Below are 18,112 nucleotides of genomic sequence, written 5' to 3'. Positions count from 1 at the left end.
CCAAATTACATAATGTGCAATTTGGTCGTTACTGTGTGCTCACTTTCTTTAACACTTTTGAAAAATCAACGAGTTCTCCTAATGTTGGAGGTGCTGGCTTTACTAAATACTCTTTATCTTTTTCTACTAGTTTAAAAATATTGTACGTCGTCATCGCATCATCAAGCGCACAATGATGCTTCCCTGTCCCTACTTTTCCATACGCCTCAATTGCTTTCCATAATCCTGTTTGATTTCTTTCTCCAAAAAACTTCTTATACTCAAGCGATAAATCACGACACTGTCCGAAGAATGGAAAAGCTATCCCTGCCATCTCACAATTATGCTTCAGCACTTTCATATCCATATTTCCCCACGTTACAATTGTCGGTTTACATTTCGTTTCGTATTCTGCAAGCTTCTTAACGAGTTCAGGAAATGAAATCCCTTTATCTACGACTTCTTGTTTTATTCCCAAAAACTTCTTACATCGATCCGTTAAAGAGGGAAATGTTTTCGGCCTGACATGTGATGAATACGTATCTTCTACCTTACAGCCAGCAACTGAAACGAGTCCTACCTCAATAATCTCTGGAAAAAATCCTTTCGGTTTCTTTCTATGCTGGGGCATCGTAAACTCAAAGTCTAAAAATAAAAATCGTTGTTCATCCATACGATCCCTTCCTTATCATTTTTGTCATTCCTTTCTATTTGACACTCCTACACGAACAAGCTCGAATGCTAATTCCATTTTAAATATTCAGATTGGATGTATCTTATATATATGTCAAATGCCCACAAATATTTTAAAAAATAAGAAAAAATGACCTATGCAGAAAATATGACAAAATCTCTCCTTTCATTTACATCCGCAGTTTTTCTACTTTATAATGACGTTATGTGTGTTTCATCTAGTTAATATTTGACACACTAAGAAAAATGAATGAAAGGAGATGAGATTTTTGCACGAAACAACGCAAGAACTCGCTAACTGGCAGTATTATTTTGCTATCGCAGTCTTTTTAATTACATATGCCATTATTATTTCTGAAAAAATTAATCGCGCTGTCATCGCACTTCTCGGTGCAGCATTCATGGTAATTGTGGGGGTCGTCGATTTACATAACGCCTTTACGAAACATATTGAATGGGGAACGATTACGCTACTCATCGGTATGATGATTTTGGTGAACATTACGAGTAAATCAGGTGTTTTCCAATACGTTGCCATTAAAGCAGCAAAAGGGGCACAAGGAAATCCAATTAAAATTTTAATTTCCCTTTCCCTACTTACCGCGCTTGGCTCCGCATTTTTAGATAACGTTACAACTGTACTTCTTGTTGTTCCAGTTACTTTATCTATTACGCGCATACTGCAAGTAAATCCTGTTCCTTATTTACTTTCTGAAATTATTTTTTCAAATATTGGAGGAACAGCAACATTAATTGGTGATCCACCTAACATTATGATTGGTTCTGCAAATAAGCATTTAGACTTCAATGCTTTCCTATTGAATCTAGCACCAATCGTAATTATTATTATTGCAGTTACAGCAACAATACTTTACTTCATGTACCGCAAACAATTAATTGCCGATCCTGTACAAGTAAAAAAATTAATGAGCTTAGATGAAAAACAATACATTAAAGATCCAGTATTAATGAAAAAATCTTTAACGGTACTTGGACTTACAATTGTAGGTTTCATGACTCATTCTATTTTCCATATTGATGCCGCTATTATCGCCTTAACTGGTGCTACTGTACTTATGTTAATTGGTGTGAAAGAACATGAAATTGAAGAGGTATTCGCAAGTGTAGAATGGGTAACAATCTTCTTCTTCGCAGGGCTATTCGTACTTGTTGGAGGACTTATCGATATCGGTCTTATCAAAATGTTAGCTCAAAAAGTAATTGGTATAACAGGCGGAGATATTTCTTACGCATCCATCCTTATTTTATGGGTATCTGGTATCGCCTCTGCAACAATTGATAACATCCCATTCGTTGCAACAATGATTCCACTTATTAACGATATGGCAGTTGGGCTAGGCTTATCACCATCTGACGCACAAATCGATGTATTATGGTGGGCATTAGCACTAGGTGCTTGTCTGGGCGGAAACGGAACATTAATCGGAGCTTCTGCTAACGTAATCGTTGCAGGTATCGCGAGCCGCGAAGGACATAAATTTAGTTACATGGACTTCCTAAAAGTCGGTTTCCCAATTATGATCGTTTCATTAATCATTTCTCACATTTATATTTATTTACGCTACCTTATGTAGTAAAAAAAGCGCTCTGATAATCCGGGCGCTTTTTTACTTATATCTAAAATATATCGACTTATCAACAAAACGAAAAATCTACTCTTTATATCTCACCGGTTCATTCCGAATAATAAATAAATGAATCGGTAAGAACACCGAAAATGTGATTACATGAATAATCGTAAATAATATAGAGTTCGTTCCGTATCTGTCTAAAATAGCGTAGATAAGATAAATGGACAATACAATCGATACAGCTGTTGCTAGTAAACTTATAATTGGTACGAAATTAAAAATAAAACATGCAACATATATGCCGAATACTTTCCACCCTGCTTCTTCTTTCAAAAAATCTGGTAATTTATCTTTCGCTAAGTCACCCCATGTCTTACTATTCAAAAACGGAATAAACGCAAGCACCCCGTCCGTTGCACCATCATTTTTCGCCATCGAATAAAGTGCAAAAGCCGTTAACAAATATGAAATAATTGCCCAAATCAATATAACAAGAATAAACGCAAAACTAAGAGCAAAGAAACCTGCTAATACGCCTTGATCCTCCATCTTATCCTCTCCTCTCTACTTTCAACATATTTCATTACATTGCAAGTTATGTTTTAAAATTTATCCAAACTCTTTGTATAATAAGAGAAGAAAGAGAATAAGAGAGGAGCAACACTTATGCATCCATTTGTAAAAGCATTACAAGAGCATTTCACAGCTCATCAAAATCCTGAAAAAGCAGAACCTATGGCTCGTTATATGAAAAATCACTTCCCATTTCTAGGTATTCAAACACCGGAAAGACGCCAATTATTAAAAGACATCATTCAAATACATACTCTCCCAGATCAAAAAGACTTCCAAATTATCATACGTGAGCTTTGGGACTTGCCAGAACGTGAATTCCAAGCGGCCGCACTTGATATTATGCAAAAATATAAAAAGCATATAAACGAAACTCATATCCCCTTCTTAGAAGAACTGATTGTCACAAAATCTTGGTGGGACTCTGTCGATAGCATCGTCCCTACATTTTTAGGCGATATCTTTTTAAAACATCCAGAATTAATTTCTGCCTATATTCCAAAATGGATTGCATCAGATAACATATGGTTACAACGTGCCGCTATTTTATTCCAACTAAAATATAAACAAAAGATGGATGAAGAACTTCTTTTCTGGATTATTGGACAACTACATTCTTCAAAAGAATTTTTCATTCAAAAAGCGATTGGCTGGGTCCTTCGTGAATATGCAAAAACAAATCCGAATGTAGTTTGGGAATACGTTCAAAACAATGAGCTCGCTCCATTAAGTAAGCGTGAAGCAATTAAGCATATTAAAGAAAATTACGGAATAAATAATGAAAAAATAGGCGAGACTCTATCATAGATAGACGCGTTCCTCTATTGAGATTTAAAAAAGAACGTGTTAGAATATGTTCATTATTATTAATATAAGTAGCGATGACGGACTTATAAGTACTTGCATAAAAAGCGATTCAGGGATAGTGAAAGCCTGAAGCCGCAAGGAAACGGCAGTCCCGAGCAATACATGATAAAGTGGATGCACCTTTTGTGTATCAACTAGGGTGGAACCGCGGGCAAACGCTCGTCCCTAGGCAAATAAGCCTTGGGATGAGCGTTTTTTTATGTTCTTTTTAGCATATACTGCTCGTTTCCAAAGTATCAGAGTATGTCATCGCCAATACGTTAACTTTCAAAAGGAGGATTTTCTTATGTATTCAATGGAACAAGTTGTAAACTTAGCGAAACATCGCGGTTTTGTTTTCCCTGGTTCTGAAATTTACGGTGGTCTTGCAAACACTTGGGATTACGGTCCACTTGGAATCGAATTAAAAAATAACGTTAAAAAAGCTTGGTGGAAAAAATTCATTCAAGAATCTCCACACAACGTTGGTTTAGACGCAGCTATTTTAATGAACCCTAAAACTTGGATCGCTTCTGGTCACGTTGGTAACTTCAACGATCCAATGATTGACTGTAAAAAATGTAAAGCTCGTCACCGTGCTGACAAATTAATTGAAGATGCTTTAGATGCAAAAGGCATCGAAATGGTTGTTGACGGTCTTACTTTCGACCAAATGGCTGACTTAATGAAAGAACATGAAGTAAAATGTCCTGATTGCGGTAGTGAAGAATTCACTGAAATCCGTCAGTTCAACTTAATGTTCAAAACATTCCAAGGTGTTACAGAGTCTAGCACAAACGAAATCTTCCTTCGTCCTGAAACAGCACAAGGTATTTTCGTAAACTTCAAAAACGTTCAACGCTCTATGCGTAAAAAGCTTCCATTTGGTATCGGCCAAATCGGTAAGAGTTTCCGTAACGAAATCACGCCTGGTAACTTCACATTCCGTACACGTGAATTCGAACAAATGGAACTTGAATTCTTCTGTAAGCCTGGTGAAGATTTAGAGTGGTTTGCATTCTGGCGTGAAACTTGTAAAAACTGGTTACTTTCACTTGGTATGTCTGAAGAGAGCATGCGTCTTCGTGACCACGGTGAAGAAGAGTTATCTCACTACAGTAATGCAACAACTGACATTGAATTCAAATTCCCATTCGGTTGGGGCGAACTTTGGGGCGTTGCATCTCGTACAGACTTCGACTTAAAACGTCACATGGAACATTCAAACGAAGACTTTAACTATATTGATCCACAAACGAATGAGCGTTACGTGCCATACTGCATCGAGCCATCTTTAGGCGCAGACCGCGTAACATTAGCATTCTTATGTGATGCATATGAAGAAGAGCAATTAGAAAACGATTCTCGTACAGTTCTTCGTTTCCACCCTGCTTTAGCACCATACAAAGCAGCTATCTTACCATTATCTAAGAAGCTATCTGAAGGTGCTACTGAAGTATTCGCAGAATTAGCTAAAGACTTCATGGTAGACTTTGATGAAACTGGTTCTATCGGTAAACGTTACCGTCGTCAAGACGAAATCGGTACACCATTCTGTATCACATACGACTTCGACTCAGTTGAAGACAAAGCTGTTACAGTACGTGACCGTGACACAATGGAACAAGTTCGTATGCCAATTAGCGAACTAAAAGGTTTCTTAGAGAAGAAAATCCAGTTCTAATTATAAGAAAAAGAGGCTGCTCATAAGAGCGCCTCTTTTTTACTTTTCACGTTTTTCTTTAATTGCTACTGTACATCTTGATATACATAGTAAATCATCATTTTCATCAATAATACGAACATCCCAAACCATTGTCGATTGTCCTCTATGTATCGGTGTTCCGATCGCTGTTACAATTCCATCTTTCTTTGAGCGAATGTGGTTTGCATTAATTTCTAATCCGAAACAAATACATTTTTCTTGATCAATTAAATTATATGAACCAACACTTGCCACTGTTTCCGCTAATGCAACCGATGCACCTCCATGTAAAAATCCAAACGGTTGATGCGTACGCTCATCAACAGGCATCGTAGCAACTACCTTATCTTCTGTCATCTCTAACAACTCAATTCCAAGTGAATCCATTAAAGTTTTTGCCATATCGCTTCCCCCTTCTCTTACTTTAATTAAATGTATAATTTTACCTATTTATTTTCAAACTACTTATAACACTTATATAAGGAGGCTTCACCTAAATGAAACAGAAATTTTGTATATTACTGCTTATGTTCTCCTTGCTGACTATTGTACCAAATTGTGCAATAACAGCCAAAGCATCTAACCTGACAATCGATGTTAAGACTGTAACGCAAAAAGGTAAGAAACCTTATATAGAATATCAAATAAATAGGCCTTCTTTTCACAACTTTTCTGATTCTAAATTTCAAAATAAACTCAATTTATACTACAAAAAATCCACTGACAAATTTAAAAACAAATTAGAAAAAGAAGCAAAAAAATATTATAAAGAGACAGAAGGATCTAGTACACCCTTTCATCCGTACGTAGCAAATGTTGATTATAAAGTCTCTTTAAACAAACCACCTTTTCTTAGCCTATATGTGAATTACTATCAATATACTGGCGGAGCACACGGTCTTTATACGTGGAAGGCAAATACATTTGATTTAAACGAAAAAAAGGTGCTGCATTTAGACGATTTATTTCAACAAAAGGATAAATATAAAGATGTAATCCGTGCAGAGATTGTACGACAAATTAAACAAAATGAAAGCATTTATTTTCCAGATGCAACTGAAAAAGTAATGAGTATGAAAAAATTTCACTTCTTTTTAGAGCCAGACAATCTCGTCATTTATTTCCCTTTATATGAGATTGCTCCCTATTCAAGTGGAATTCCGCAATTTCGTATTCCATATACGTTGCTAAGAGACTATTTAAAGCCTTCTTATCAAAATATTTTGATTGACAACAAGTAAATATTTTCGCTACGATAATGTTAACCTAAAAACAACAGGAGGTTAACATTATGAGAAGATTTCATGTTTTAGATTTAGCATTAGCTGCCATGTTCGTTGCTCTTATGGCCATCGGTGCAAATATTGTATCTTGGGCACCTTTCTTACAAGTAGCAGGCATCCCATTATCTATGCAACCATTTTTCGCAATTTTAGCAGGTCTTCTTCTTGGAAGTAGACTTGGTGCCTTATCCATGACTGTATATATGCTCGTTGGCTTAGCCGGCGCACCAATCTTCGCTAACTTCAAAGCTGGATTTGGAGCAATTTTAGATCCTACTGGTGGTTTTATTATCGCCTTTATTATCGTTGCTTACGTATCAGGAAAACTAGTAGAACAAAAAGAAAGACCAACTTTCATTACATTTGCAATTGCCTCTTTCACTGGAATTATTTTAACTTATATAATCGGTACTACTTACATGTACGGAGCAGTCAATCTCTTTATGGGCGGTAATATGAGCTATAAAGCTGCTTGGATGATTATGATGTGGTTTGCAGTAAAAGATATTGCATTTACAATTATCGGTGCTATTATCGCACCTCGCATATACTATGCTGTGCGTCGTTCTGCTTATCAGCATTCTCATTCGACGATTTCATAATAAAAAAATGAGTTATTTCAGTATACTGAAATAACTCATTTTTTATTATGACTCTTGATTCGCTTGTTCTTCTAAAATTTTCTTCATCATTGCAACCATGTCATCACGTAATTCTGGGTGTTGCAGGGCCATTTCAATTGTCGTTTGAACGAATCCTAGCTTTTCACCTACGTCGTAGCGCTTTCCTTCGAAATCGTAAGCAAATACACGTTGGATTTCATTTAAGCTTTGGATTGCATCTGTTAATTGAATTTCACCACCAGCACCGACATGTTGCTGTTCTAAGAACATAAAGATTTCAGGCGTTAAAATGTAACGGCCCATAATTGCTAAGTTTGAAGGAGCTGTACCTTGTGCTGGTTTCTCAACGAAATTGCGAACTTGGTAACGACGACCTTCTTGTTCTAATGGATCGATAATTCCATAGCGATGTGTTTCCGACTCTGGAACAGTTTGTACACCAATAACAGAAGAAAGTGTTTTTTCATACTCATCCATTAATTGACGTAAACACGGTTTCTCAGCTTGGACAATATCATCACCTAGTAACACTGCAAACGGCTCATCACCAATGAATTTACGCGCACACCAAACAGCATGTCCTAGTCCCTTCGGCTCTTTTTGACGGATATAATGAATATCTACCATTTTTGAAGAAGCTTGTACTTTTTCAAGCAACTCATATTTTTTCTTCTCTAATAAGTTTTGTTCTAGTTCAAATGCATTATCAAAATGATCTTCAATAGAACGCTTTGTTTTACCAGTAACGATAATAATATCTTCGATACCCGATTTCACTGCTTCTTCTACAATGTATTGGATCGTTGGTTTATCTACTATCGGTAACATTTCTTTCGGCATTGCTTTCGTTGCTGGTAAAAAACGTGTTCCTAATCCAGCTGCTGGGATTATCGCTTTTCTTACTTTTTTCATCACAAAATACCCTCTCTCCTGTCGGAATCAATAGCAATTATTTCCTACATAAAACAAAAGGGAGATTTCGCTCCCTTTTGTTCCTTACTACTTAAAATTACTTTGTATTATAAACGATTCATAATGTCTTCTTTAATAGTAAGTAACTTTTGTTCACTATTTTGTAAAGAACTATCTTTTACACCAAAGTAAAACTTAATCTTCGGCTCAGTTCCAGATGGACGTAGGCAAAACCATGAACCATCCTCTAATTGATATTTTAACACATTTGATTTCGGTAAGTGAATCTCTTCTTTATGTCCATCTTGTAAAGATGTAACGATGCTTGCTTTATAGTCTTCCACTGCTACGACTGTTAAGCCTGCTACTTCTTTCGGCGGATTCTCACGGAACGTTGCCATCATCTCTTGGATTTTTTCAGCTCCATCTTTTCCTTTTAACGTTAACGATACAAGGTCTTCACGGAAGAAACCGTACTTCTCAAATACTTCTAATAGACCGTCATATAACGTTTTCCCTTGTGATTTGTAGTATGCAGCTACTTCACATGCAAATAGGACAGATTGTACTGCATCTTTATCACGGCAGAATGGGCGGATTAAATAACCATAGCTTTCCTCATAACCGAATTGGAATTCATATTGTCCGCTTTCTTCATACTGCCTAATTTTCTCACCGATAAATTTAAATCCAGTTAACGTATCAACTGTATCTAAACCGTATGCTTTCGCAATTGTACGACCAATCTCAGACGTTACGATTGTTTTTAAGACGACACCGTTCTCCGGAAGCGTTCCGTTTTCTTTCTTTTGAGATAGTAAGTAATCAAGCATTAATGCACCTGTTTGGTTTCCTGTTAATACTTGGAACTCACCATTATGATTGCGCACCGCTACACCTAGACGATCTGCGTCAGGATCAGTTGCGATTAATACATCTGCGCCTACCTTTTCACCGTCACGAATGGCATACTCAAACGCTGCGTGCTCTTCTGGGTTCGGTGATTTTACTGTAGAGAAGTTTGGATCTGGTAACTCTTGCTCTTTTACAACTGTTACATCTGTAAATCCAACTTCTTTTAAACCACGGCGTACAGAAATATTTGATGTTCCGTGTAATGGTGTAAAGACGATTTTTAAGTCTTTACCAACCTTTTGCACCATTTCTTTATTAATGATGACATTGTTCAATTCTGCAGCATATGCATCATCTACTTCTTGTCCAATAATATGTAATAAACCGTCAGCTTTTAATTGCTCTACATCAGCGACTTCAACTGTTAATTCATCTTCTACTGCATTTACGTAGCTAATTAACTCATCTGCTTCTTTTGGAGGTAACTGTCCACCATCTTCACCGTATACTTTGTATCCGTTATATTCAGGTGGATTATGGCTTGCCGTAAGAACGATTCCACTTACTGTATGTAAATGACGAACTGCGAAAGAAAGTACTGGCGTTGGACGTAAGCTTTCAAACACATATGTTGTGATACCGCGTGCCCCAAGTGTAGCAGCAACTTCCATTGCGAACTCAGGTGATTTATGACGAGAATCATAGGCTACAACAACACCGCGTTTTTTCGCTTCCTCACCTAATTTTTCAATAAAGCTTGCTAATCCTTTTGTTGCTTTACGAACTGTATATACGTTTAAACGGTTCGTACCAGCACCAAGTTCACCACGCATACCACCTGTGCCAAACTCTAGATTTTTATAAAAGCTATCCTCGATTTTCTTCTCATCTTGCTTCATATTTTCTAGCTGTTCTTTTAATTCTGCATCTAATTGTGCGTAAGAAAGCCAGCGACTAAATTCTTGTTTCCAATTCATTCTTCTCTCTCCTCTCGCTCGTCATACCTTTATTATATGAAAAAAACATGCTGTATCTCAATATTTTATAAAATCTAGCAGGATTTTACTAGGAATATTTGTATACACTATTGTTAAATACTCCACTAAAGGGAATGAGGATTATGCACGAATGGGGCTTGTCAGAAGAGCTCAAAATACAAACAAAGCAAATGATTGAAATTGCTGAAAAAGAACTATCGATTATGAGGAACGCAATCGATAAAGAAGACGAATGTATTTTATGCAAAATGGAAGATATTCATCATATGTTAGCAAATGTACAAACATTGGCAGCTACATACTATATTCAGGCATATTTATCACCTTATACGGAAAGTTCATCTTTTATTACGACAGCTATCCAACATTTAAGCGCCAGAAAACATGGTGCTCTTATCGTTGTGGAACGAAACGAGACGCTTGAAGCTCTCATTCAAACTGGAACGACATTAAACGCTCACTTAACTGCACCATTACTCGAATCAATATTTTATCCAGGTAACCCTCTTCATGACGGTGCCGTTCTCGTAAAAAATAATCATATTGTCTCAGCTGCTAATATTCTTCCTTTAACGAAAAGTACAGAAGTTGATCCTGAGCTAGGAACACGTCACAGAGCTGCAATTGGCTTATCAGAAAAGAGTGATGCACTTATATTAGTTGTCTCTGAAGAAACGGGCCGTACTTCTTTTGCTTTAAACGGGATTTTGTATACGATTTCTTTATAAACACTTTTTAGCACTTTTTTGAACAGCGCGGTAGTAAATGAAGTTATATCGAATTACCAACAAATACACCTACAATATGAATAAAAAGGCTGTCTACAAAATTTGAGACAGCTTTTTATTCAAAAAAATTATTCTTCTACAAAATGCTCGAAAAGTATACGAATTACCTATACCATTGCTCGAGCTGACCATAAATTATTTGCTCACAGGGATGTCTAAGTACACTTACTACTCTTTTTGTACTCAAAACATGTTTAGACCTCTTTCATAACAACTATATGTTTTCTAAAATGCTTCACTTCTAGCTATTATTTTTTATCTATTTTTAAGAAATAGTAAAAAAGGGTACTTTAGAAATCCTATCTAAAGTACCCTTTTATTAAAAATCTATTTTATTATAAAGAATAATTGGAGACTGCAAAATGATAAAAATATAGCATACTTTCAAAATTATTTATAATTATTAATATTAATATTAAACATAAAGCAACTACTTTTACACGTCTCATCACTTTAAAACCATATGCTAATAATAACGGTATTGTAAATACCATATGTGCGCCATAAATAAATGCTTCAGATGCCCCAAAACCAATAATTCCATGTAAAACAATATTAAATAGTAAACAGAAACTTAAAAACCTTACGAAAGGCTCTTTTCTAAAGTTTTTCCATACAGCTACTATTATAAAAGCATACACAGATACAATCACAATCCACCCGATCATAGTATGCGATGGAAGTATATTTAATTGTGCGAATTGCTCACCTTGTCTTAAAGTAACTTCCGAGAATGGTCCAAAGATGAATGAAGATCCCAATACCAAATGAAATGCTAGTATATACTTAGACCCTACATATTCCTCTGAAAAACCTTGTTTCTCTGTAAATTTAATATTAGTATTGATTACATCAATAAGTGATATGTTATTTTCTATAATCACTAATACGAAAAGAAGAACGACCACAATGATAGAAATACCAGTCCAAATAATTCTTTTCTTTAATGTTTTATAACTCATTACACTACCTAAAAACCACATAAACGAATTTGTTAATGTAACTCCCGTTATTCCTATTGCCAATAACATATTAGCAACGCTGAATCCTGCTTTCGCTTCTTTTTCTCCTGTAATAAACGGATAACATACAAAACACATCAGTACCAATGTGAAATTGGCATAAACAAAAGATTCCGGTGTCCACGTAATAACTAACAGAGTAGCTGAAAATCCGTACATAACCGCTAATAGGAAAGAAACAATTACATTCTTACAAATTTTACAACATAACATGTAAATCATGACTACACTTATCGTACTTAAGAACGCTTGGAAAAATATAATACCTTGCACTACATTTTTTACACCTAGTGATGATACCACTGTTGCTATTTCCTCAGTTAAAAAATTTAAAAATGGATGTCGAAACAACACTTCATCTGCAATTGGTATTTTAGCCAAGAAAAAACTTAAAATGTAATAACCCTGATCAAAAGAAAAATACATGTCATACCAGGAAGCTGTTAAAATCTTAGAGTCGTTTTCCATTTTCCAACCGATAAAAAAGTAAAATGACCAATAAAAAATGAAAAGGACAAGGGCTAATATCCCCTTTCCTTTATAACCATTCCAAATACTCAATACTTCTTCTCCTCTCTAAGGTAGAAATACCATAATTAGATGTGCTACGTACCCAATAACTGTTCCTAACACAAGTCCACCAAAAATCTCATGCCAATGATGTCCTTGGCGCTCCCTTAATTTTTCTTCTTCCGAACTTATATGTTTATTCAACATTCTTGCATGTTTACCAACTGTACGGCGAAGTCCTGTGGCATCAATGATAACAATTGTTAAAATTGCCATCCCGATTCCAAACATCGGCGTATTAAAACCTTCATGAAACCCTATTGTCATGACCATACTTGATAAAATCGTTGTATGCGTACTAGGAAATCCACCGTTTCCAACTAAACGAAAAGCATCTTTTCCAGAACGAAGATAATTCACTAAAAATTTCAATACTCCCGAAGCTACCCAAGCTATAAATGGAAGTACACAATATAAATATGTTCCCATTGCTTTACCTCCTATGATTTTGCAATAAATAAAATACCAGCCACTATACATACCATTCCAGCAATTTTCATGAAATTGATTGTTTCACCAAATAATAATGCTGACGCAATAATAACAAATACATATCCGAAACTCACCATTGGGTATGCATAACTTAAATCAACCTTTCTCAGCACAATCATCCATAATAATGCACTTAAACCGTAAAAAGCTAGTCCGAAAAAGTTCGGTACGTTAATGAAATTCATAATACCTACAGCCGCTGAACTTTGTGATTTCATTGCGCCAAACTTTAATAAAATTTGCCCTACAACTCCCATACCAACTGATAAAATAATCATCAAAAATTGTTGCATCTCTATACTCCTTAACTGTTTATATTCAAAAAATGTTTTATTCCAAATAAAAAACGTTTAAGACACTCCTCTTAAACGTTTTAACAAACCCGAATAGAGTAATTAAAAGTTCAATAGTATAATAATAACTGTTATCGCATATAACAACACTGTTATTAAAATATGCTGATCCTCTAATAAAACTTTATCTGGTTCTCCACCTTTATCTTCCATGTGAACTAAATATAAATAACGAAAAATCCCGTAAATTACAAATGGGATTGTCCACATTAAATAGATACTTTTCCCTGCATTAAAAGTAAAGATAGCATAAGTTACAATAGTTGCCGACGTAACAATTGTACTTAATTGGTCTAACAAAGCAGGAGAATAACTTTCTAATACTTTTCTATGAGAACCTTTATTATTCTGTAACAATACTAATTCATGTCTTCTTTTATTAATAGCCAAGAATAGTGACAGTAATAATGTACATAATAAAAACCACGGTGTAAATGGCACTTGAATAACTAATCCACCGGCCAATGCTCGTAAAACAAATCCAGATGCAATAATTAAAATATCAATGAGTACAACGTGCTTTAAACGAATTGAATACGCTACATTTAAAATAAAATAGGCTGCTAATACTAAGCACAATAACGGATTTAATATATATGAAACTACTAAAGACGCTACTAAAATAACACAACCTGCCGTAATAGCAAAGTACGGATTTAATGCCCCCGATGCCATCGGTCGATATCGCTTAACAGGGTGCTGTCGATCTGCCTCGATATCCATAAAATCATTTAAAATATAGACACAGCCAGATATTGCACAAAATAGCGCAAAACAAATTGCAGCTTGTGCCACCATAGTCAAAGATACTTGTTTTATTGAAAAGACTAACGCTGCAAATACAAGCAAGTTTTTAGTCCATTGTTTCGGGCGTAACTGTTTAAAAAACAATACAACTATATTTTGTTGAGATAAAGTTCCTTCCCTCATAATAATAAGAGTGCTTCTATTTTGTCACTCTCTTCTTTCCCTCCCTATTCAATTGTTATTTACTTCTAATACAGGAAAGATTATATCACATAAGTATAACATTGAAAATCAACTATTAAATACCAATAAAAAAAGGCTGTCTCAAAAATTTGAGACAGCCTTTTCTTTAAAAAATTATTCTTCTCCGAAACGCTCCACAAGTGTTGCAAGTGTACGTACCATTGCACCAGTTGCTCCAGCTGGACCTAAGTCGTGCGCGCCTTTTGTTTCTGATGTTCCAGCGATATCTAAGTGTACCCACGGTGTATCTTCAGCGAATTCGCCTAAGAATGTACCTGCCATAACCGCATGTCCTTCACGGCCTGGTGAGTTATTTAAATCAGCAAACTTACTGTTTCTCACACGTTCTTTATCACGATCAAAAATCGGTAGTTGCCAAATTGGCTCATCTGTTTCCATAGAAGCCTCTAGCACTTGCTCAAATAACTCTTCATTATTTGTCATTGCGCCTGTCGTATAGTTTCCAAGTGCAACAATTACACCGCCTGTTAATGTTGCAACATCAACAAGGTAGTTTGCACCAAGTTTTTTCGCATACGTAATACCGTCAGCTAAAGCTAGACGACCTTCTGCATCCGTATTTAATACTTCAATTGTTTTTCCGCTCATAGATGTGATTACATCGTCTGGCTTAAATGCCGTACCACTTACAACGTTATCAGTTGAAGGAATAACAGCGATCACATTTTGTTCTGGGCGAAGTTCACCGATAATTTCCATCGCACCTAATACAGCAGCTGCACCTCCCATATCACCTTTCATACCAACCATGCCTTCACGTGGTTTTAAAGAATAACCACCTGTATCGTATGTAATACCTTTTCCAACGAATCCAATGACATCTGTCCACTCTTCTTTTCCTTTATAAATAAGAGCAATCATTTTTGGTGGCTCTACACTACCTTGGTTTACTGCAAGTAACGCACCCATACCAAGATCTTCCATCTCTTCTTTCTCAAGAACTTTATAGTCCATATCATACTTCTCCGCTAATTCAACAGCATACTCAGCAAGCTTTGTCGCTGTTAATACGTTTGGCGGCATATTTACAAGTGTACGAGCTGAATTTGTTGCACGTCCATGTACGTAGCCAACTGTTAATGCTGCTTCAATTTCTTGTGCATCTTCCGCTGTAATAGCCGTGAACTTCTCTAACTCTACACAATCCTTTTTATCTGATTTATACGTTTGTAACTCATATGTACCAAGGCCTTGTACCTCTGCCGCAATATGAGCGACATCAATCGCGTCTAATTTCTCTGTTACGAAAGAATCCAGTAACATTGCTGCATCTTGTACTTTTGCTGCTTGCAGTGTTTTAAACGCCTTACCAAGAGCCGCACGTAACGTTTCTGTCGTGTAAGATTCTTTCTTGCCTAAACCAACAAAATAATAACGTTTCACATTTGTTTTCCCTAAGCTATGTACTTTCGAAATGGCCTTTTTCTTCGTAGATAATTCTTTCTCTTCTAGTAAAACTTGTAATTGTCCTTCAAACGCTTTGTCCAGTTCTTGTACAAAACTACTCATTTTCTCTTCTTCAAATAAAGCGATAATTACTGCTTCATGACCTGCTAATTCCTTCTGTACTTGAAACATGTTCAGACCCCCTAAATTTCTCTATTTTTATTATAACTATATTTTTTCTAAAATGCGATAATTCGGACTTCTATTTTGTATCTATTTTTAAGGAATAATAAAAGGGTACTTTAGATATCCTATCTAAAGTACCCTTTTATTAAAAATAAACCTTATTATAAAGAGTAGTTCGAGACTGCAAAATGATAGAAATATAACATACTCTCAAAATTATTTATTAATATTAATAGTAATATTATACATAAACCAACTACTTTTATACGTCTCATCACTTTAAAGCCATATGCCAATAATAAAGGTATTGTAAATACCATATGTGCCCCATAAATAAATGCTTCAGATGCTCCAAAACCAACAATTCCATGTAAAACAATATTAAATAGTAAACATAAACTTAAAAACCTTACAAAAGGTTCTTTTAAAAAGTTTTTCCATACAACTACCAATATAAAAGCATACACGGATACAACTACAATCCAACCGATTATAGTATGTGAAGGAAGAAGGTTCAAATGTGCAACTTCACTTCCTACTCGCAATGGTACTTCTGAAAATTTACCAAAGATAAAGGAAGATCCTAATAATAGATGAAACATCAATATACCTACTGGTTTAACGTATTCTGGTGAAAAACTCTGTTCTTGCGTAAAGCCCATACTAGACTTCACTGCCTCGATAAGAACTACATTATTTGCGTTCATTACTAAAACAAACGTAATCACGACAATAACAATAGAGATACTAGTCCAAATAATTTTTTTCTGCAATTTTTTATAACTCATTATACTACCTAAAAACCACAGAAACGAATTTGTTAAAGTGACCCCAGTTATTCCTAATGCCAATAATATATTGGTAATATTGAATCCCATTTTTGCTTCTTTTTCCCCAGTAATAAATGGATAACACACAAAACACATCAGTACCAATGTGAAATTGGCATAAATAAAAGATTCCGGTGTCCACGTAATAACTAACATAGTAGCTGAGAATCCGTACGTGATCGCTAGTAGGAAAGAAACAATTACGTTCTTACAAATTTTACAGCATAATGCATAGATCATCACTACACTAATTGCGCTTAAGAATGCTTGAATGAATATAATACCGTGTACTATATTCCCTACTTTTACTGTTTCAAGTATCCACATGAATCCTTGAACAAAATAATAAAGGAATGGATGTCGGAACCAGCTCATCCCTACTATCTCTCCTCTCTCAAGGAAAAAACCAAAAATGTAATATCCTTGATCAAAAGAAAAATAGGTATCACTCCACTCCCCACTCAAAATTTTGGAGTGAGTATCCATTTTCCAACCAATGAAAAAATAAAACGAACAATAAAAAATGAAAAGGACAAGGGCTAATATCCCCTTTCCTTTATAATTATTCCAAATACTCAATGCTTCTTCTCCTCTCTAAGGTAGAAATACCATAATTAGATGTGCCACGTACCCAATAACTGTTCCTAACACAAGTCCACCAAAAATCTCATGCCAATGATGTCCTTGACGCTCTCTTAATTTCTCTTCTTTCGAACTAATATGTTTATTCAACATTTTTGCATGTTTACCAACTGTACGGCGAAGTCCTGTGGCATCAATGATAACAATTGTTAAAATTGCCATCCCGATTCCAAACATCGGCGTATTAAAACCTTCATGAAACCCTATTGTCATGACCATACTTGATAAAATCGTTGTATGCGTACTAGGAAATCCACCGTTTCCAACTAAACGAAAAGCATCTTTTCCAGAACGAAGATAATTCACTAAAAATTTCAATACTCCCGAAGCTACCCAAGCTATAAATGGAAGTATACAATATAAATATGTTCCCATTGCTTTACCTCCTATGATTTTGCAATAAATAAAATGCCAGCTACTATACATACCATTCCAGCAATTTTCATGAAATTGATTGTTTCACCAAATAATAATGCTGACGCAATAATAACAAATACATATCCGAAACTCACCATTGGGTATGCATAACTTAAATCAACCTTTCTCAGCACAATCATCCATAATAATGCACTTAAACCGTAAAAAGCTAGTCCGAAAAAGTTCGGTACGTTAATGAAATTCATAATACCTACAGCCGCTGAACTTTGTGATTTCATTGCGCCAAACTTTAATAAAATTTGCCCTACAACTCCCATACCAACTGATAAAATAATCATCAAAAATTGTTGCATCTCTATACTCCTTAACTGTTTTATTCCAAATAAAAAACGTTT

General features: G+C 35.4%; 19 protein-coding genes. 6 read left to right on the top strand and 13 right to left on the bottom strand.

Annotated elements, in window-relative coordinates; genetic code table 11:
- Positions 1–28 precede the first annotated feature (28 nt).
- On the bottom strand, positions 29–652 hold the full coding sequence (gene kapD, locus M1D66_RS02855) for a 3'-5' exonuclease KapD (protein WP_000344356.1): 624 nt from the start codon (positions 650–652) through the stop codon (positions 29–31).
- A gap of 289 nt (positions 653–941) precedes the next feature.
- Between kapD and M1D66_RS02850 the strand changes: the two genes are divergently transcribed.
- Complete coding sequence (locus M1D66_RS02850; RefSeq protein WP_000545209.1) at positions 942–2,267, top strand: ArsB/NhaD family transporter; 1,326 nt, start codon at positions 942–944, stop codon at positions 2,265–2,267.
- Between the two features lie 78 nt (positions 2,268–2,345).
- Here M1D66_RS02850 and M1D66_RS02845 read toward each other — a convergent pair whose 3' ends face one another.
- Positions 2,346–2,813, bottom strand: a complete 468-nt coding sequence (locus tag M1D66_RS02845) for a hypothetical protein (protein WP_000390061.1) — start codon at positions 2,811–2,813, stop codon at positions 2,346–2,348.
- A gap of 117 nt (positions 2,814–2,930) precedes the next feature.
- Between M1D66_RS02845 and M1D66_RS02840 the strand changes: the two genes are divergently transcribed.
- Both M1D66_RS02840 and M1D66_RS02835 read left to right on the top strand, forming a co-directional pair.
- Positions 2,931–3,644 carry a DNA alkylation repair protein gene (locus tag M1D66_RS02840; RefSeq protein WP_000553310.1) on the top strand — a complete coding sequence of 238 codons (714 nt, stop codon included), beginning with the start codon at positions 2,931–2,933 and terminating at the stop codon, positions 3,642–3,644.
- A gap of 346 nt (positions 3,645–3,990) precedes the next feature.
- Entirely contained in the window at positions 3,991–5,367 is a 1,377-nt protein-coding gene (locus M1D66_RS02835; protein WP_000287147.1) for a glycine--tRNA ligase, read from the top strand.
- A 39-nt stretch (positions 5,368–5,406) separates the two neighbouring features.
- On the opposite strand, the gene M1D66_RS02830 is transcribed toward M1D66_RS02835, so the two are convergent.
- Entirely contained in the window at positions 5,407–5,790 is a 384-nt protein-coding gene (locus M1D66_RS02830) for a hotdog fold thioesterase (protein ID WP_001140612.1), read from the bottom strand.
- A gap of 95 nt (positions 5,791–5,885) precedes the next feature.
- Here M1D66_RS02830 and M1D66_RS02825 point away from each other — a divergent pair, with 95 nt between their 5' ends.
- Positions 5,886–6,629, top strand: coding sequence for a DUF3298 and DUF4163 domain-containing protein (locus tag M1D66_RS02825; protein ID WP_000810329.1), 744 nt, complete (start codon positions 5,886–5,888; stop codon positions 6,627–6,629).
- Between the two features lie 50 nt (positions 6,630–6,679).
- A complete protein-coding gene (locus tag M1D66_RS02820; protein ID WP_086384914.1) occupies positions 6,680–7,273 on the top strand; it encodes a biotin transporter BioY in 594 nt (197 codons plus the stop codon).
- Between the two features lie 45 nt (positions 7,274–7,318).
- Here the strand turns inward: M1D66_RS02820 and galU are convergent, their stop codons facing one another.
- Together galU and M1D66_RS02810 are read right to left on the bottom strand one after the other, a co-directional pair.
- The gene (gene galU, locus M1D66_RS02815) at positions 7,319–8,206 is read right to left on the bottom strand and encodes a UTP--glucose-1-phosphate uridylyltransferase GalU (RefSeq protein WP_002097988.1); all 888 of its coding nucleotides are present in this window, start codon (positions 8,204–8,206) and stop codon (positions 7,319–7,321) included.
- 107 nt (positions 8,207–8,313) lie between these two features.
- Positions 8,314–10,038, bottom strand: a complete 1,725-nt coding sequence (locus M1D66_RS02810) for a phospho-sugar mutase (protein WP_001104221.1) — start codon at positions 10,036–10,038, stop codon at positions 8,314–8,316.
- A 143-nt stretch (positions 10,039–10,181) separates the two neighbouring features.
- Here M1D66_RS02810 and cdaS point away from each other — a divergent pair, with 143 nt between their 5' ends.
- Positions 10,182–10,787, top strand: a complete 606-nt coding sequence (gene cdaS, locus M1D66_RS02805) for a sporulation-specific diadenylate cyclase CdaS (RefSeq protein WP_000545252.1) — start codon at positions 10,182–10,184, stop codon at positions 10,785–10,787.
- A gap of 395 nt (positions 10,788–11,182) precedes the next feature.
- Here the strand turns inward: cdaS and M1D66_RS02800 are convergent, their stop codons facing one another.
- From M1D66_RS02800 to M1D66_RS02765, 8 genes are all read right to left on the bottom strand, one after another.
- On the bottom strand, positions 11,183–12,430 hold the full coding sequence (locus M1D66_RS02800) for a DUF6080 domain-containing protein (RefSeq protein WP_242554982.1): 1,248 nt from the start codon (positions 12,428–12,430) through the stop codon (positions 11,183–11,185).
- 15 nt (positions 12,431–12,445) lie between these two features.
- Entirely contained in the window at positions 12,446–12,868 is a 423-nt protein-coding gene (locus tag M1D66_RS02795; protein ID WP_000537666.1) for a divergent PAP2 family protein, read from the bottom strand.
- Positions 12,869–12,879: 11 nt separating this feature from the next.
- Positions 12,880–13,224, bottom strand: a complete 345-nt coding sequence (locus M1D66_RS02790) for an EamA family transporter (RefSeq protein ID WP_001183889.1) — start codon at positions 13,222–13,224, stop codon at positions 12,880–12,882.
- Between the two features lie 102 nt (positions 13,225–13,326).
- A complete protein-coding gene (locus M1D66_RS02785; RefSeq protein WP_001206692.1) occupies positions 13,327–14,214 on the bottom strand; it encodes a decaprenyl-phosphate phosphoribosyltransferase in 888 nt (295 codons plus the stop codon).
- Positions 14,215–14,388: 174 nt separating this feature from the next.
- Positions 14,389–15,873 carry a cytosol aminopeptidase gene (gene pepA, locus M1D66_RS02780; protein ID WP_000487941.1) on the bottom strand — a complete coding sequence of 495 codons (1,485 nt, stop codon included), beginning with the start codon at positions 15,871–15,873 and terminating at the stop codon, positions 14,389–14,391.
- Between the two features lie 155 nt (positions 15,874–16,028).
- Complete coding sequence (locus tag M1D66_RS02775; RefSeq protein ID WP_086385261.1) at positions 16,029–17,276, bottom strand: DUF6080 domain-containing protein; 1,248 nt, start codon at positions 17,274–17,276, stop codon at positions 16,029–16,031.
- Positions 17,277–17,291: 15 nt separating this feature from the next.
- A complete protein-coding gene (locus tag M1D66_RS02770; protein WP_086385262.1) occupies positions 17,292–17,714 on the bottom strand; it encodes a divergent PAP2 family protein in 423 nt (140 codons plus the stop codon).
- A gap of 11 nt (positions 17,715–17,725) precedes the next feature.
- On the bottom strand, positions 17,726–18,070 hold the full coding sequence (locus M1D66_RS02765; RefSeq protein ID WP_001183889.1) for an EamA family transporter: 345 nt from the start codon (positions 18,068–18,070) through the stop codon (positions 17,726–17,728).
- Between the last annotated feature and the right edge of the window lie 42 nt (positions 18,071–18,112).

It is taken from the genome of Bacillus sp. PK6-16 (assembly GCF_056530295.1).
This window is presented reverse-complemented; position numbering and strand designations above follow the sequence as displayed.

Coding starts and splice junctions, on each gene's coding strand:
- pepA (WP_000487941.1), bottom strand. CDS start 15,873: ATGTTTCAAGTACAGAAGGAATTAGCAGGTCATGAAGCAGTAATTATC.
- M1D66_RS02835 (WP_000287147.1), top strand. CDS start 3,991: ATGTATTCAATGGAACAAGTTGTAAACTTAGCGAAACATCGCGGTTTT.
- M1D66_RS02770 (WP_086385262.1), bottom strand. CDS start 17,714: ATGGGAACATATTTATATTGTATACTTCCATTTATAGCTTGGGTAGCT.
- M1D66_RS02765 (WP_001183889.1), bottom strand. CDS start 18,070: ATGCAACAATTTTTGATGATTATTTTATCAGTTGGTATGGGAGTTGTA.
- M1D66_RS02795 (WP_000537666.1), bottom strand. CDS start 12,868: ATGGGAACATATTTATATTGTGTACTTCCATTTATAGCTTGGGTAGCT.
- kapD (WP_000344356.1), bottom strand. CDS start 652: ATGGATGAACAACGATTTTTATTTTTAGACTTTGAGTTTACGATGCCC.
- M1D66_RS02820 (WP_086384914.1), top strand. CDS start 6,680: ATGAGAAGATTTCATGTTTTAGATTTAGCATTAGCTGCCATGTTCGTT.
- M1D66_RS02840 (WP_000553310.1), top strand. CDS start 2,931: ATGCATCCATTTGTAAAAGCATTACAAGAGCATTTCACAGCTCATCAA.
- M1D66_RS02845 (WP_000390061.1), bottom strand. CDS start 2,813: ATGGAGGATCAAGGCGTATTAGCAGGTTTCTTTGCTCTTAGTTTTGCG.
- M1D66_RS02830 (WP_001140612.1), bottom strand. CDS start 5,790: ATGGCAAAAACTTTAATGGATTCACTTGGAATTGAGTTGTTAGAGATG.
- cdaS (WP_000545252.1), top strand. CDS start 10,182: ATGCACGAATGGGGCTTGTCAGAAGAGCTCAAAATACAAACAAAGCAA.
- M1D66_RS02825 (WP_000810329.1), top strand. CDS start 5,886: ATGAAACAGAAATTTTGTATATTACTGCTTATGTTCTCCTTGCTGACT.
- M1D66_RS02790 (WP_001183889.1), bottom strand. CDS start 13,224: ATGCAACAATTTTTGATGATTATTTTATCAGTTGGTATGGGAGTTGTA.
- M1D66_RS02785 (WP_001206692.1), bottom strand. CDS start 14,214: ATGAGGGAAGGAACTTTATCTCAACAAAATATAGTTGTATTGTTTTTT.
- galU (WP_002097988.1), bottom strand. CDS start 8,206: ATGAAAAAAGTAAGAAAAGCGATAATCCCAGCAGCTGGATTAGGAACA.
- M1D66_RS02810 (WP_001104221.1), bottom strand. CDS start 10,038: ATGAATTGGAAACAAGAATTTAGTCGCTGGCTTTCTTACGCACAATTA.